The sequence below is a fragment of the Pseudomonas sp. PDM18 genome (assembly GCF_014852585.1).
Classification (GTDB): domain Bacteria; phylum Pseudomonadota; class Gammaproteobacteria; order Pseudomonadales; family Pseudomonadaceae; genus Pseudomonas.
This window is the reverse complement of record NZ_JACVBX010000059.1, coordinates 1-255: the sequence shown is the minus strand read 5'-3', so window position 1 is coordinate 255 and position 255 is coordinate 1. Positions and strand designations below refer to the sequence as shown.

Annotated in this window: 1 protein-coding gene; it reads left to right on the top strand. The window is 64.3% G+C overall.

All coding sequences use genetic code 11. From position 1 onward, the window contains the following. On the top strand, positions 1 to 255 hold a 255-nt coding region (locus tag IB274_RS29540), incomplete at both ends, for a hypothetical protein (protein ID WP_192436307.1).

The window sequence follows — 255 nt, the reverse complement described above, 5'->3', positions numbered from 1 at the left end:
GCACCACCTACAGCGCTGCGGTTGCAGCCGATGGCAAGTGGAGCGTGCAGGTATCCGGCGCCGACCTGGCCAAGGCCACCAGCATCGACGCCACCCTGGTGGCCCATGATGCGGCTGGCAACACCGGCCTGATCACCGCCAACCATGGCTACACCGTCGACACCAAGGTGAAGGACGTAGAACTCGTCATTGACGTGATCGCTGGGGATGACATCGTCAACCTCGCCGAGTCGCAGGCCCAGCAGGCCATCAGCG